The organism is Psychrobacter sp. SC65A.3 (assembly GCF_025642195.1).
Taxonomy (GTDB): domain Bacteria; phylum Pseudomonadota; class Gammaproteobacteria; order Pseudomonadales; family Moraxellaceae; genus Psychrobacter; species Psychrobacter cryohalolentis.
The window spans coordinates 1,889,809-1,902,951 of the sequence record NZ_CP106752.1 but is presented as its reverse complement, the minus strand read 5'-3'; the positions used below and the strand labels follow the sequence as shown (position 1 = coordinate 1,902,951).

Below are 13,143 nucleotides of genomic sequence, written 5' to 3'. Positions count from 1 at the left end.
AATCTAACTATAGCCAAAATATAAAATACGAATGAATAAGAAGATGAATCCCATGACAATATTATTACCGACACAAAAATTATTACCAACATCAACAGCGGGCAGTTTACCAAAACCTTCTTGGCTTGCCGAACCTGAGAAAATCTGGTCACCTTGGGCATTAGAAGGCGAGCAATTGCTCGAAGCCAAACAAGATGCGCTACGTTTAACATTGCAAGAACAGCGACATGCAGGGATTGATATTGTCAGTGATGGCGAGCAGACGCGTCAGCATTTTGTCACCACCTTTATTGAACATCTTGATGGCGTCGATTTTGAGAATCGAAAAACCGTTAAAATTCGTGATCGTTATGATGCCAGTGTGCCGTCTGTCGTTGGCGCGGTAAGCCGTCAAAAGCCAGTATTCGTTGAAGATGCGAAGTTTTTACGTCAGCAAACCGATCAGCCGATCAAATGGGCGCTGCCCGGTCCGATGACGATGATTGATACCTTATATGATGGTCATTATAAAAGCCGTGAAAAATTGGCGTGGGAATTTGCTAAAATCTTAAATCAAGAAGCCAGAGAATTAGAAGCGGCGGGTGTAGATATCATCCAGTTTGACGAACCTGCTTTTAACGTGTTCTTTGATGACGTCAACGACTGGGGCATCGCTACTTTAGAGCGCGCCATAGAAGGTCTAAAGTGTGAGACGGCGGTGCATATTTGCTACGGCTACGGCATCAAAGCCAATACCGATTGGAAAAAGACACTGGGTTCAGAGTGGCGTCAATATGAGCAAGCCTTTCCTAAATTGCAGCAGTCTAATATCGATATTGTCTCGTTAGAGTGTCAAAACTCACATGTACCGATGGATTTGATAGAACTCATTCGCGGTAAAAAAGTGATGATTGGTGCCATTGATGTGGCAACCAATACCATTGAAACCCCTGAAGAGGTTGCTGATACACTACGCAAAGCCCTGCAATTCGTCGATGCGGACAAACTTTACCCGTCCACCAACTGCGGCATGGCACCGTTGTCGCGCCAAGTTGCCCGCGGTAAATTGAACGCTCTAAGCGAAGGCGCGGCAATCGTGCGTCAAGAGCTGACAGCTTAGGATTTACCGACTAAACTTATGCAAAATTTAGCTTTTATAGGTTGGGTCTTTAACTCCGCCTATAAAAGCTTGTTTAAACTCATGAGTGACCTCAGTTATCAATGTACTTACTGATTTAACATTTAGGATTGCAGCAATGAGTAAAGATGTGATTGAAGCAACCGACTTTAGAGATGCCATGTCTTTGTTGACGACCGCCGTCAATGTAGTCACCACCAAAGGGCAATCTGGTCTGCATGGGTTTACTGCCTCGGCGGTATGTAGCGTCACCGATACACCGCCAACCTTGCTGGTCTGTATGAATCAAACGTCTCGCTCACATGCCCATTTTCTTGAAAATAAAACCTTAAGTGTCAATGTGTTGGGCGCACAGCATGAGCCTATATCTAATGCCTTTGCTTCTAAATTGTGCTCAGAAGAGCGCTTTGGGCATGGTGCTTGGACGCAATTAGCGACAGGTGCGCCTATTTTAGAAGATGCATTGGTCAGTTTTGACTGTGAGATTGAGGATATTCAGCAAGTTGGTACGCACAGTGTCTTTATGTGCCGAGTTGTCGCCATCAAACAAGGCTATCAACAAAGCAGTGCTGATGAAAGCTTGGTGTATTTTAACCGTGCTTACCATCAAGTAGGTCAGGTAGAAATCGTTTAAGCTGACTTTCTGACATTGATTATCTAATTGTCATCTAACTATAGTCAGCTCAATATCAAGAAGATACAGTGAAACTGGAATGGATTTTTTTTAGCCTCTGTCGGCGTAGGCACAGCAAGCTAGAAAAATTCGTACCAGTTTCACCTTGTCAGATAACGTATTCATGTTATTTTGTATCGACTATAAAACTATCATTTAACCGAGAAGTAACTATCCTGTGGAACTAATCATTTTTTTAATAATAGGCGCTCTAGCAGGATTTGCTGCGGGGCTTTTTGGTGTGGGCGGCGGCACGATTATCGTACCACTGTTATTTATCGTCTTTACCCAAATGGATTACAGTCCTGACAGTATCATGCATTTGGCGTTAGGTACGTCGCTGGCGACCATCATTGTTACCTCTATCAGCTCGCTCATGGCGCACAATAAAAAGGGCGCCGTCATGTGGCCTGTTTTTAAAAACCTAGCACCCGGTTTAGCGATTGGCTGTTTTTTAGGGGCAGGGATTGCAGGACAGATATCTGGGCTGTATCTTCAGCTTATCGTTGGGGTGTTTTTGCTGTGGGTCGCTTATAAGATGTTTTTCGATGGCAAAAAACAAGTCGTTAGTCATGCTGATGATGTCGCTGGCGTTAATACAGAACTGCCTTCAAAACCTAAGCAACTAGCAGCAGGCGGGGTGATCGGTATCGCTTCTGCCATTTTTGGTATTGGCGGCGGCAGCTTAACGGTGCCTTATTTAACTCGTTACGGTGTGGTCATGCAAAAAGCCGTTGGCACGTCAGCAGCGTGTGGCTTGCCCATTGCCATTGCTGGAGCGTTAGGCTTTATGTTCTTTGGGATGCAGCAACAAGTTGATGTGCCCAATACCATTGGCTTTGTGCACATTTATGCCTTTTTAGGGATTAGTATCATGAGCTTTTTCACTGCGAAGCTAGGTGCAAAAGTCGCCCATATACTATCACCAGAGCTTTTAAAGAAATGCTTTGCGGTATTATTAACCGTGGTTGGGTGTTATTTCCTTTTAAAAGGGCTGCTTTAGGTGTTCATAGCCGTTCCTCTAAAAGGCAAAGCTTGCAAACTGAGCTACCCAAAAAGCACATAGCGAAACGCATTATCATGATCTAAATAATCCAAAGCATGACAATTTAGAAAACAGTCTAGAAAACAATATTGAGACAGTAGCCTAGTCGTGCTTGGGCGGTACAGAATATGTGCCAACAACATGCGCGACCAAGTCGCTAGAGCCTTCTGAGTATAAGGAAACCTCACCTACAATGAGCGTACGCCCTACCTTTAGCAAGGTGCACTCAGCAATAATACGCGCTTCTGCTGATGGTTTACGCAGAAAATTGATGGTAAGGCTTGTTGTTACTGTCAACGCTACAATGCCAATCTTACCAAGTATCGCCACATAGAGTGCGACATCAGCAATGCTCATCAATACAGGGCCAGAGACCGTACCACCAGGACGTAGCTCATCTATACCGATATCATGCGATAAGGTCGAACTATCATCGCCTACTGCTTCAACTTTGCACTTGGTTTGAGGGAATTCTAATGCCATAAAGGCTGCTATTTCTTCTTTGGTCGCTGACATACATACTCCTGTGGTTTAATTATTCTTGTTGTTAACTATCTTTTCTTCGCACTCAAGTTCATTGGTTCGATTAACACAACTAGAATCGATAAAATTGGTATCGATTCTAGTTTCTTACTATAAATGGGTAGTAGATAGATATATTTTTGATACTGACTCAATATTTTCAGTTGCGTATTCTTAAATTAAGGTGTACCAGCGTGACCCACTTTAACTGGTGTAGATAGCATACGCCCTTTAGTTTCAGCGGTGCGTAACGCTTCATCCCAATCAGGTGCTGCACACATAAACAATGTTTTGCCATCTTGTCCGCCAAGAGCGACCGCAAAAATGCCGTCAGGTGCCGTATCAACGGTTTCTAAGATTTCTCCCCCTTCTTTAATACGAACAGCACGTTGGTTCAAGGTATCTGCAATCCAAACAGCGCCCTCGCTATCTAAGGCAAGACCATCAGGTAAGATGCTGGCGTTCTCTATACGTGCCCCTAAATTTGGCTCGTCTCCTAACTCTCCAAAGTTAGCAAAATCACGTTTTTCTCCTAAAGTGCCGTCTTTATTAATATCGAACTGTGATACTTTATTACCAAATAGCTCATTAACGATTAATGTCTTTTCATCCGCAGAAATGACCATGCCATTTGGAAAGGCCAAACCTTCTGCCACAACCTGAGAGGTACCATCAGGTCTCACCAATACAAGACCAGTGTGTTTATGATCAGCACCACCCATCAGATCAAAACCGAAGTTTCCAACATAAGCGTTGCCATTAGGCGCAACGACCATATCGTTAGCATGCCCCTCACAATGCTTCCAAATATCAGCGTGAACAACTAATTCGCCATTGTCCTCTAAACATAACACTTTACGATCTTTCATAGAGACAACGAGCATACGGCCGTCAGGAAGCCAGCCTAGGCCAGATGGCTGCTGTTCTACATGCACAATTTTTTCTGCAACGCCTTCATCATTAACACGATAAACGCCTTTGGTATAAAAATCGACAAACCATAAAGCGTTTTTGTACCAACGCGGTCCTTCTAGGTAATGGAATCCATCAACTACCACGTCTAACTCATATTTTGACATAACTATCTTCCTTGATTTATAGACAAAATTATTTAAGAAATTTGCTGCTTATTAGAGTATTTCTTGGTAGATCATTTTTACTTCCTCTAAAGACATATCCATTGGATTGGTTTCAATGAGACGAGCATAGGTATTAATGACCATATCAGCTAACGCGGGGATATCCTGTCCCGTTATATCTAGCTCATTTAAGCGATATTTTAGACCACTTGTTTTCAAGAAGTCCTTTAGTTGATTAATAAATTGATGGGCAGCCTCTATGTCAGTCATGCCCGAAGTGTCGATAGGCATCACTGCACGCGCGAGTTCTGCATAAAGAGGTGCTGCTACTGGTAAGTTGAAAGTAAATACACTGCACATCACGAGCGCATTAGCATGCCCATGCGGCACATGGAAGTTAATGCTAAGTGGGTAGGAGAGTCCATGTACAGCTGCTACGGAAGCATTGACAAAAGCGATACCAGCTAGCGTTGAACCCAATAACATATCAGCACGAGCATCAATATCATCGCCGTGATGGAGCACTGTATAAAAGTTACTCCATAGCATTTGCAAACCTTTAACAGCCAACGCATCTGAAATGGGGTTCTTTTTGGTGCGGCTTGTGTAAGCTTCAATGCAGTGAACCATCGCATCTAAGGCAGTGGCAGCAGTAATATGGCGAGGAAGCTTGAGAGTTAGCGTCGCATCTAAAATCGCGACATCAGGTAGGATTTTAGGCGTGTATATGGCTTTCTTGCTGCCATCCTTTGCTGTGATTACAGATACAAAGGTAGCCTCTGCGCCAGTACCTGCAGTGGTGGGGATCGCAAACAACGGCATTTTTTTGAAACCACTAATATCTGCCTCTAAGAGCTCATTAACCGACTGAAAGTCATTGGAATATAGCGCGACAATTTTCGCGGTATCGATAGGGCTGCCGCCTCCTAAACCGATGACCAGATTACACTGGTTCGCCCTGGCAAGTTCAATAGCTTCTTCGACGACTTCAATAGGGGGATCAGCAACAACCCTGTCGAAAATAACAACATTAATACCAGCCTGCTCTAAAGACTCTTGTGCGATATCGACGTATCCTAAATCAGAGATGCCAGCGTCTGTAATAATAATGGCAGATGTCGCGTCGTACTGTTTTGCTAAATCCCCTAGCTTCTGGCGCATACTGTCAGCTTCGCTAACGATGTGTCCATTAGTATAAAACTCCATCCCTGTCATTCTATTCTTCCTTGTGTAGATGAGCGATCATTTTTGTGTATTTATAGCCTTTAGATAAATCGCATGTATAAAGTCTTAGTATTAACTCAATCACGCTACAGTGTATATCTATTAATTGGCACTTTTTGTAAGAATATTTCTTTATTAAAAGCATTAAATTCTATCGAGATATTACTCGCTATTCCTTTAGCTTTTTGAACCTTTGACATCATTAATAAGCTTTATCGAAGCTATCGCAATCTATATGACTCTGGATATATTTCTAGGTTTCTTCCCATCTCTACTGAAATGGGCACTGAATTTCCTATATAATACGAGCCATCTCGTTGTTGATGATCCATTCAATTTAGGCTTTTTTCTGAACAAGAAAGGCTTTTTATTAGGTAAAAACGGTGCTTTATGTTTAACGCTTCCTCGACTCGTTTAAATAAATACATCAGTGAAAGCGGTATTTGCTCCAGGCGAGACGCTGACCGCTTTATTGAACAAGGTAATGTATACCTCAATGGCAAGCGTGCTGCAGTAGGCGCGCAAGTGGTTGCTGGAGATACGGTGAAAGTCAACGGGCAGCTCATTGAGCCGAAAGAAGCTGATGACTTTGTTTTTATTGTCTTGAATAAGCCAGTCGGCATTGTGAGCACCACGGAAAGCTCCGAGAAAAACAACATTGTTGATTTTGTGAGACATAGCGTACGTATTTTCCCTATTGGGCGTTTGGATAAAGATTCTCAGGGCTTAATCTTCTTGACCAGTAATGGCGATCTAGTCAACAAGGTATTGCGTGCTGGTAATAACCATGAAAAAGAATATTTGGTGACGGTGAATAAACCGATAACGGATAATTTTATCGAAGGTTTGGCTGGTGGCGTGCCGATGTTAGGTAAGATGACGAAAAAATGCCCTGTCACTAAGGTGTCGCCTAACGTGTTTAACATCACGCTAGTGCAAGGTTTGAACCGTCAAATTCGCCGTATGTGTGAGCATTTTGGCTATGAAGTCGTCAAGCTTGAGCGTACACGGATTATGAATGTCAGTCTTAAAGGTACGCCCGTTGGAGACTGGCGAGATTTGACGCCAAAAGAGCTGTCTGTTTTACTTAAGTCTGTAGAAGATTCTTCTTCGCAAGACAGTAAACCGGCTAAGAAATCTAGTAATGCACCACGAAAAAACCCTCGTGCCGATGACTCGTCAAAAGCAAAGTCGTCTTCGAAACCAGCGGGTGCGGCAAAGGGAAATAAAAAACACTCCAAGGATGATGCTAGAAAACCAGCGGGTTCTAAAGGTAGAGATGGGCGTCCTGCTGGTCGTGGTAAGCCGTCAGGGGGTAATGGTAAGTCTGGAGGCAATGGCAAACCTGCTACAAATGGCAAGCGCCCTTCAAAAGGTCGCGGTTCTTCGCGATAGTAAGTTTTCACAGTGTGACTGCTTTGTTTATTTCTGAAATGGCAGTAAGCTAAAGAACTTTAGTCTTAACGAGATAATATTATGTTTAAAATAAAAGTAGAGCGCATTGTCAAAAAACCGATTGATAAGGTATTTGAAGCACTGAGTGACCATGCCAGTTATGGCTCATTTAAAGCGGTAGGTGTAGCTAAGTTGGTGACGGAAGGTGACGAGGAGCGCAATGGCGTTGGGGCTTTACGTACCATTCAAACGGGACCTGTTAAGTTTTGGGAGCGAATTACGGCGTTTGAGCGTCCTACTCACATGCAATACCAAATCGAAAAATCTAGACCTATAAAAATGCAACATGATAAAGGCGTCATTGATTTAAAAGACTTGGGCGATGGCACCACACACGTGACTTGGGTATCTGAGGGTCGATTGACTGTACCACTGCCATTAATCGGTCGCCTATTTGACCGTCAAATGCAAAAACAAGGAACCGTAGGATTTAGTAGCATACTTAAATCTATAGAAAGCCGCTAATCTAGCGGCAATATCGGCCTTTTTAATATAACTATTTAGTAGTGGCTTATTTTATTAGAGCCACTGCTATCCGTCCTAATCTGTTTTATTTTTGGCAGCTTCAACCTCGTTAAAGCGTGCTAATTGCTCTGGTGTTGCTTTTTGTTGATGCTTCTCTTTCCACTCAGCATAAGGCATACCATAAACAAGCTCGCGCGCATCCTCGTATTCGATCTCAATACCACGCTCTTCACCAGCAGCTTTATACCATTTCGATAAACAGTTACGACAAAAGTCTGCAAGGTTCATAAGATCAATATTCTGTACGTCTTTACGCTCGTCTAAATGGGCTAATAAATGACGAAATGCTGCAGCTTCTAATTCAATGTTGGATTCCAATTTTGCCATAAGATTTTCCTAATCGTTAATGCGTATTTGTTCGTTATTATACATGAGACCTTAAAAGTGTTGATGACCCATTGTTTTATTATTTACTAGATGTCTGTCTGCCCGTCATCTATCTACCAAAGCTCTTTACCTTTTAATTATAATATTAAACCATTTCTCACTTCTATCGGGTCTTTGATCACTAGTATAGAGTCTGTTGAACATTGGGAATAAATCAGTAGAAAAAAATAGCAAAGCAGTAATCTTTAAGTTCTTATATAAAAAAGATACCGTTCGCTATACCTCGCACAATGCTCACGAATGAGAACTGGGCAAGACTAAGATTTATATTACTAGAACTTAACATCTATGACAAAAGAAATCTTAGACAAACGGTCGAAGATGTACTGTGTTGGTTGTCCTCGGCGTGATCTACCCGCTAGCAACCATGCAACATAGCCAAATGACCAATAGTGACATGATTGCCAGTCCTGATTCCAGTACCCTTATCAGCATGAATGACAGTCTTTTCTTGAACATTGCTATATTTGCTAATATGGATGTGCTCAATGTCTCCAAGAACCACTGCATCGAACCAAACACTAGCTTGATGACCTAAATAAACATCACCAATGACACTTGCAAAATTAGCTACCCAACCGTTAAAAGCGTTAGCAAATTTAGGACTTTTATCTAAATATTTATAAATCATAGCCTACCCTTAGTTATTTTTAATAAATGGTTGTTAATAATTAATAATTTAAGAACCCTATTCTGATTGTCTAAGATTTACTAACAGTTCAAAGTTAGCGTTAGATGAGCTATACATGTCAGAGTTATAATCAGTTCTCCGATTTTTAAGATGGTAGCTGACTCAAACATTTACTTTGGTTAAATTTTTATGTGAATCAGATAGCTTTTAGTCCTAGCAGCATATCTTTAATCATACTGTCTAAATCTTTCATGGTTTGCTTAACGTTTGGTTGCGTGCTCAGTGTCATAACCGCTCCTACTAGTAATCCATAAATCAAACTAACTGCAACGTTAGTAGCATAAGGCTTCATCTGACCACTGTTTTGTAGTTGTGAGACGATACTTTCAATGTGTCTAATGGTATGGCTACTATCGATTTTTTGCCATTGCTCCCATCCTAATACTGTAATAACCTCTTGTAGAGGAATCGTATTTGACCCATGAGCAAGAATAAAATTTAAAAAAGCATGACACTGATTGAATGCGGTCTGCCAGTCATTATCACCATTAGGAGCTGCTGCTATCGCCTCAGAAACCTGACGCGCCTGTTGCTCGAAGCAAGCCTCAAACACTGCCTGCTTATCTTTGAAATGATGATAAATCGCTCCTTTTGTTACCTGTGCTTGTGCCGCTATAGTATCAATTGATGTTCCAGCAAAGCTATCACGGCAAAATAACGCCTGTGCTGAATTAAGAATAGCTTCGCGAGTTTCCTCTGCATAAAGCTGTCGTCGAGAAATACCTTTCATAACACATCCAATTGGTTATTAAATTTGCTATTATACTAACATACTAATAGTATGTTAAATACCATAGGTATTTATCAAGAATATAAAAGACAAGGGGTCAGAATTTAAACAACTAAGGATGATCGTAATGAAGACTTTTACAGATATACAAGCAAAAACTCAGCATCTTGAGACTCAAGACGGTTATCCACTTTTGGCAACCTTATATCAATCATCGACTCCCAGTAGCGTGATTATCATTGCGCCGGCTGTCGCTGTGCCACAAGCATATTATCAATCTTTCGCAGAATACTTTGCAGGTCGAGGAATCGACTGTATTACCTTCGACTATCGGGGTACTGGACAGTCTTTAGCTAAGGATTCACCTTATCAGATTCGCTTGGAGGATTGGGGCATACAAGATATTGAAGCGGTTATTCAATTTACTCAGAACAATTATAGCGATAACTTTCCCATTCACTTTTTAGGACACAGCATAGGTGGACAACTCATGGGGTTAGCTCCATCATCGAAAGTTCTCAATCGTATTGTTCATATTGCTGTATCCGCACCTTATTGGCGACGCTGGCCGCTGAAAATAGGACTAAATATACATGCTTTTACTAAGCTGGTGATTCCCCTATTTTCAGCGCGGCGAGAGCAATTTCCTTCGAAAAAAGTAGGGCTTGGCAAAATGAGTGTGCCCTCAAGTGCTATTAGACAGTGGGGCGCTTGGATGAGTAAAAAGAAATATTTATTTGACCCAGTTTTCAAGCTTGAACTTAGTGGTTATAAAAATCTTAGTCAGCCATTATTGGCGCTTGGGTTTAGCGATGACGAGCTAGCGCCAGAGGTGAATATCAATGTATTACTAGGCTATTTTTGCAATGCTTACATTACTCACGAATTTATCAATGTTTCTGAGCTTGGACTTGGAACAGTAGGTCATGCTGGCTTCTTCAAACCTCGATTTGAAGATACGCTGTGGTCTAAGGTAGCTGATTGGTTGAATGAATAAATAGTGTCCAATCAGAGCTTGTAAGAACAAGCTTGATATACAAATAACTAATAGGAGAAGTAAATGTTAAAAATGAAATCGAACTGCGAGAAATGCAATTTAGATACAGGGCTTACTGCTGTAGCGTATATATGCTCATATGAGTGTACCTTCTGCGAAGCATGCAGCAAGAATATGGACTGCATCTGTCCAAACTGTCAAGGTAATTTAGTTCTTAGACCTATTAGAACCAAAAGTCCTAGGGAAGCTCTTATGTCTAGGATTAAGAAAAAAGTATTTGGTTTATAAATTTTTCTAAAATCAGAGAGTGTTTTTGGAAGTGAAACGTTTTAAAAAAATAAGTCCGACTTTCTTTTCCTAAAAACCTCATCACTATGAACACCAGACTCAATAGCCACATTCACAAGTGCCCTCAGAATAGCTCAGGGCACGGTTTGGGCACCAAATGGGCACCGCACCGAAAATGAGCTTTTTGATTGAGTAGCTAAACTTAATTGGATTAGAAAAGATATTTTGAAATATTCTCTACAAGCTTTGAAAATTAGACAAAAAAAAGTCTCACTGTTAAGTGAGGCTTTTTAAGTATTTGGAGCGGGAAAAGAGATTCGAACTCTCGACCCCAACCTTGGCAAGGTTATGCTCTACCACTGAGCTATTCCCGCTAATTATCAATTAACTATCGTCAGTTGATGATGGCGTATTATACGCAGTTTTTTGAGCGTGTCAACAGCTAGTATGAAAAAAAGCAAAAGATAGTAAATTGGCATATTATCGCATCGTCTATCTATGTTATAACAGATTGTTATAATCTATATTCCAAAAGCTTTGCTTTCTATAAATAGGCTGGAATGCAGTTTTATAATTACTTTTATCATATTTATGATTAATAAACATAACACTTAAGGATAAGTAGTATGAGTCAACAATATACCATCGCTGATTATTTGTTTGATCGTGTCGCAGAAGCAGGTGCGTCAGAGGTATTTGGCGTACCGGGTGATTTTAATCTAACGTTTTTAGATAATGTACTTGCCTCAGATAAATTACGCTGGGTAGGTAATACCAATGAGTTAAATGCTGGTTACGCAGCAGATGGCTATGCACGTGAGCGTGGGTTTGCGGCGATGGTGACGACCTTTGGAGTGGGTGAGCTGTCCGCTATCAATGCCACCGCAGGCTCGTTTGCGGAGTATGCGCCAGTGCTCCATATCGTAGGCGCGCCAAGTACAGCATTACAAGATTCAAAGCGTCGCATCCATCACTCACTTGGTGATGGCGTGTTCAATCATTTTATCAAAATGGTAGAACCGGTTACGGTAGCACGGGCGCAAATTACGCCTGAAAATGCTGCCTCAGAGATTGACCGCGTGATTCGCTTGATTCTCAAAAAGCATCGCCCAGGCTATTTATTACTATCACCAGATGTAGCAAAAACGCCAATTTATCCACCGACGACCAAACTTATCGATAGTGAGGAAGATATTACTAGCCAAGCGGCGTTGGCAGACTTTAAACAGGCGCTGATAGAATTTTTACCCAATAAAACCACGACGCTCATGGCAGATTTGATGGTGCATCGTTTGGGTCTGCAAAATCAGCTTAAGGCTTTGATTGCCGATACTGACATTCCTTATACAACGTTATCGTGGGGCAAAACTTTGCTTGATGAAAATAGTGAGCGTTGGGCAGGCACCTATGCAGGCGTGGCATCGCGTCCTGTCGTTAAGGATATGGTCGAAAACTGTGAGTGTTTGATAAAAATTGGTGTGCAATATACTGATACTACTACTGCAGGTTTTAGCCAAGATATTGATGAAAACGTGGTGGTTGACCTGCATTATGAGCGTGCGAGTATCGCAGGCAAAAACTTTGCGCCCATTGCCCTAAAAGATGCTCTAAAAACACTGCATGAGGTAATGACCTCAGATATTAATATTGTACCGAAGCAGTTCTGTGAAGAGGTAAAGCCGCATGAGCAACATGGCAAGGATGATGAGGCTATCCGTCAAGATGATTTATGGCATATCATTGCCGATGCGCTCGATGATAAAAACTTGGTGTTTTCAGAACAAGGTACTGCCTATTTTGGTATCAGTGATGTGCGTCTGCCAGAAGGCGTGACGTCTTATGGACAGCCGATGTGGGGTTCTATTGGTTATACTTTGCCTGCGAGTTTAGGTGGTGCCATTGCTTCACCGCATAAGCGTAGTATTTTACTCATTGGTGATGGTTCTGCTTTATTAACCATCCAAGAAATTGCGGTAATGATTCAAGAACGCATCAACCCGGTGATTGTACTGATTAACAATGATGGCTATACCGTTGAGCGCGCGATTCATGGTGAAAACCAGTACTATAACGACATTCCTAAATGTGACTGGCAGTTGATGCCAAAAGCGTTTGGTGCCAATGATGATAATAGTCTGCTACTAAAAGCAGAGACAGCAGGCGAGTTAAAAGATGCTCTCAAGCAAGCGGCGGCTGCAAAAGATAAGCTGGTTATGTTGGAGGTTATCGCTGGCAAGCATGATATCCCGCCACTATTAGCCGATATCAGTGCCGCGCTTAAGCCAAAAAATGATTAATTAGTTCGCAAATAGCATCAACAATTATCAGTCATAGCCCCATTTAGCAGCATTGCTAGATGGGGTTTTTTTGAGCCTTTTTATGGTGTAAGTCAATTAAGCTGTTGTTCCTC

The 13,143-nt window shown here is 41.8% G+C and carries 14 protein-coding genes, 1 tRNA gene and 1 pseudogene; 9 read left to right on the top strand and 7 right to left on the bottom strand.

What is annotated here, in order from left to right:
• Positions 1 to 52 precede the first annotated feature (52 nt).
• The 3 genes from OEG80_RS08005 to OEG80_RS07995 all read left to right on the top strand — a co-directional run bounded on the left by OEG80_RS08005 (position 53) and on the right by OEG80_RS07995 (position 2,793).
• Positions 53 to 1,099, top strand: a complete 1,047-nt coding sequence (locus OEG80_RS08005; protein WP_263240260.1) for a methionine synthase — start codon at positions 53 to 55, stop codon at positions 1,097 to 1,099.
• 148 nt (positions 1,100 to 1,247) lie between these two features.
• The gene (locus OEG80_RS08000; RefSeq protein ID WP_263242486.1) at positions 1,248 to 1,751 is read left to right on the top strand and encodes a flavin reductase; all 504 of its coding nucleotides are present in this window, start codon (positions 1,248 to 1,250) and stop codon (positions 1,749 to 1,751) included.
• 217 nt (positions 1,752 to 1,968) lie between these two features.
• Positions 1,969 to 2,793 (top strand): sulfite exporter TauE/SafE family protein, encoded by an 825-nt coding sequence (locus OEG80_RS07995; RefSeq protein ID WP_263240259.1) that lies wholly within the window; start codon positions 1,969 to 1,971, stop codon positions 2,791 to 2,793.
• 144 nt (positions 2,794 to 2,937) lie between these two features.
• Here OEG80_RS07995 and OEG80_RS07990 read toward each other — a convergent pair whose 3' ends face one another.
• The 3 genes from OEG80_RS07990 to OEG80_RS07980 form a co-directional block, all read right to left on the bottom strand.
• Positions 2,938 to 3,351 carry a PaaI family thioesterase gene (locus tag OEG80_RS07990; RefSeq protein ID WP_020443179.1) on the bottom strand — a complete coding sequence of 138 codons (414 nt, stop codon included), beginning with the start codon at positions 3,349 to 3,351 and terminating at the stop codon, positions 2,938 to 2,940.
• Between the two features lie 185 nt (positions 3,352 to 3,536).
• Complete coding sequence (locus OEG80_RS07985; protein ID WP_263240257.1) at positions 3,537 to 4,436, bottom strand: SMP-30/gluconolactonase/LRE family protein; 900 nt, start codon at positions 4,434 to 4,436, stop codon at positions 3,537 to 3,539.
• 51 nt (positions 4,437 to 4,487) lie between these two features.
• On the bottom strand, positions 4,488 to 5,651 hold the full coding sequence (locus OEG80_RS07980; protein WP_263240256.1) for an iron-containing alcohol dehydrogenase: 1,164 nt from the start codon (positions 5,649 to 5,651) through the stop codon (positions 4,488 to 4,490).
• A gap of 399 nt (positions 5,652 to 6,050) precedes the next feature.
• Between OEG80_RS07980 and rluF the strand changes: the two genes are divergently transcribed.
• Positions 6,051 to 7,055, top strand: coding sequence for a 23S rRNA pseudouridine(2604) synthase RluF (gene rluF, locus OEG80_RS07975; RefSeq protein ID WP_263240255.1), 1,005 nt, complete (start codon positions 6,051 to 6,053; stop codon positions 7,053 to 7,055).
• Between the two features lie 81 nt (positions 7,056 to 7,136).
• The gene (locus tag OEG80_RS07970; RefSeq protein ID WP_263240254.1) at positions 7,137 to 7,580 is read left to right on the top strand and encodes an SRPBCC family protein; all 444 of its coding nucleotides are present in this window, start codon (positions 7,137 to 7,139) and stop codon (positions 7,578 to 7,580) included.
• 75 nt (positions 7,581 to 7,655) lie between these two features.
• Here OEG80_RS07970 and OEG80_RS07965 read toward each other — a convergent pair whose 3' ends face one another.
• Complete coding sequence (locus tag OEG80_RS07965) at positions 7,656 to 7,967, bottom strand: DUF1244 domain-containing protein (protein WP_263240252.1); 312 nt, start codon at positions 7,965 to 7,967, stop codon at positions 7,656 to 7,658.
• A 278-nt stretch (positions 7,968 to 8,245) separates the two neighbouring features.
• Between OEG80_RS07965 and OEG80_RS07960 the strand changes: the two are divergent.
• A pseudogene (locus OEG80_RS07960) lies at positions 8,246 to 8,384 on the top strand (IS5/IS1182 family transposase); the annotation flags it as partial.
• A gap of 1 nt (position 8,385) precedes the next feature.
• Here the strand turns inward: OEG80_RS07960 and OEG80_RS07955 are convergent.
• Both OEG80_RS07955 and OEG80_RS07950 read right to left on the bottom strand, forming a co-directional pair.
• Complete coding sequence (locus OEG80_RS07955) at positions 8,386 to 8,658, bottom strand: gamma carbonic anhydrase family protein (protein WP_263240250.1); 273 nt, start codon at positions 8,656 to 8,658, stop codon at positions 8,386 to 8,388.
• Positions 8,659 to 8,854: 196 nt separating this feature from the next.
• The gene (locus tag OEG80_RS07950) at positions 8,855 to 9,448 is read right to left on the bottom strand and encodes a TetR/AcrR family transcriptional regulator (RefSeq protein WP_263240248.1); all 594 of its coding nucleotides are present in this window, start codon (positions 9,446 to 9,448) and stop codon (positions 8,855 to 8,857) included.
• A 127-nt stretch (positions 9,449 to 9,575) separates the two neighbouring features.
• Here OEG80_RS07950 and OEG80_RS07945 point away from each other — a divergent pair, with 127 nt between their 5' ends.
• Together OEG80_RS07945 and OEG80_RS12990 are read left to right on the top strand one after the other, a co-directional pair.
• The gene (locus OEG80_RS07945) at positions 9,576 to 10,445 is read left to right on the top strand and encodes an alpha/beta hydrolase family protein (protein ID WP_263240246.1); all 870 of its coding nucleotides are present in this window, start codon (positions 9,576 to 9,578) and stop codon (positions 10,443 to 10,445) included.
• Between the two features lie 63 nt (positions 10,446 to 10,508).
• Complete coding sequence (locus OEG80_RS12990) at positions 10,509 to 10,733, top strand: DUF1272 domain-containing protein (RefSeq protein ID WP_442792428.1); 225 nt, start codon at positions 10,509 to 10,511, stop codon at positions 10,731 to 10,733.
• Between the two features lie 299 nt (positions 10,734 to 11,032).
• On the opposite strand, the gene OEG80_RS07940 is transcribed toward OEG80_RS12990, so the two are convergent.
• Positions 11,033 to 11,107, bottom strand: a tRNA-Gly gene (locus OEG80_RS07940).
• 252 nt (positions 11,108 to 11,359) lie between these two features.
• Between OEG80_RS07940 and OEG80_RS07935 the strand changes: the two genes are divergently transcribed.
• Complete coding sequence (locus OEG80_RS07935; RefSeq protein WP_263240243.1) at positions 11,360 to 13,030, top strand: alpha-keto acid decarboxylase family protein; 1,671 nt, start codon at positions 11,360 to 11,362, stop codon at positions 13,028 to 13,030.
• Positions 13,031 to 13,143: the final 113 nt, after the last annotated feature.

Excerpts from the sequence above, each read along its gene's own strand:
- OEG80_RS08005 (WP_263240260.1), top strand. The coding sequence starts at position 53 with ATGACAATATTATTACCGACACAAAAATTATTACCAACATCAACAGCG.
- OEG80_RS07990 (WP_020443179.1), bottom strand. The coding sequence starts at position 3,351 with ATGTCAGCGACCAAAGAAGAAATAGCAGCCTTTATGGCATTAGAATTC.
- OEG80_RS07985 (WP_263240257.1), bottom strand. The coding sequence starts at position 4,436 with ATGTCAAAATATGAGTTAGACGTGGTAGTTGATGGATTCCATTACCTA.
- OEG80_RS07980 (WP_263240256.1), bottom strand. The coding sequence starts at position 5,651 with ATGACAGGGATGGAGTTTTATACTAATGGACACATCGTTAGCGAAGCT.
- rluF (WP_263240255.1), top strand. The coding sequence starts at position 6,051 with ATGTTTAACGCTTCCTCGACTCGTTTAAATAAATACATCAGTGAAAGC.
- OEG80_RS07970 (WP_263240254.1), top strand. The coding sequence starts at position 7,137 with ATGTTTAAAATAAAAGTAGAGCGCATTGTCAAAAAACCGATTGATAAG.
- OEG80_RS07965 (WP_263240252.1), bottom strand. The coding sequence starts at position 7,967 with ATGGCAAAATTGGAATCCAACATTGAATTAGAAGCTGCAGCATTTCGT.
- OEG80_RS07955 (WP_263240250.1), bottom strand. The coding sequence starts at position 8,658 with ATGATTTATAAATATTTAGATAAAAGTCCTAAATTTGCTAACGCTTTT.
- OEG80_RS07950 (WP_263240248.1), bottom strand. The coding sequence starts at position 9,448 with ATGAAAGGTATTTCTCGACGACAGCTTTATGCAGAGGAAACTCGCGAA.
- OEG80_RS07945 (WP_263240246.1), top strand. The coding sequence starts at position 9,576 with ATGAAGACTTTTACAGATATACAAGCAAAAACTCAGCATCTTGAGACT.
- OEG80_RS12990 (WP_442792428.1), top strand. The coding sequence starts at position 10,509 with ATGTTAAAAATGAAATCGAACTGCGAGAAATGCAATTTAGATACAGGG.
- OEG80_RS07935 (WP_263240243.1), top strand. The coding sequence starts at position 11,360 with ATGAGTCAACAATATACCATCGCTGATTATTTGTTTGATCGTGTCGCA.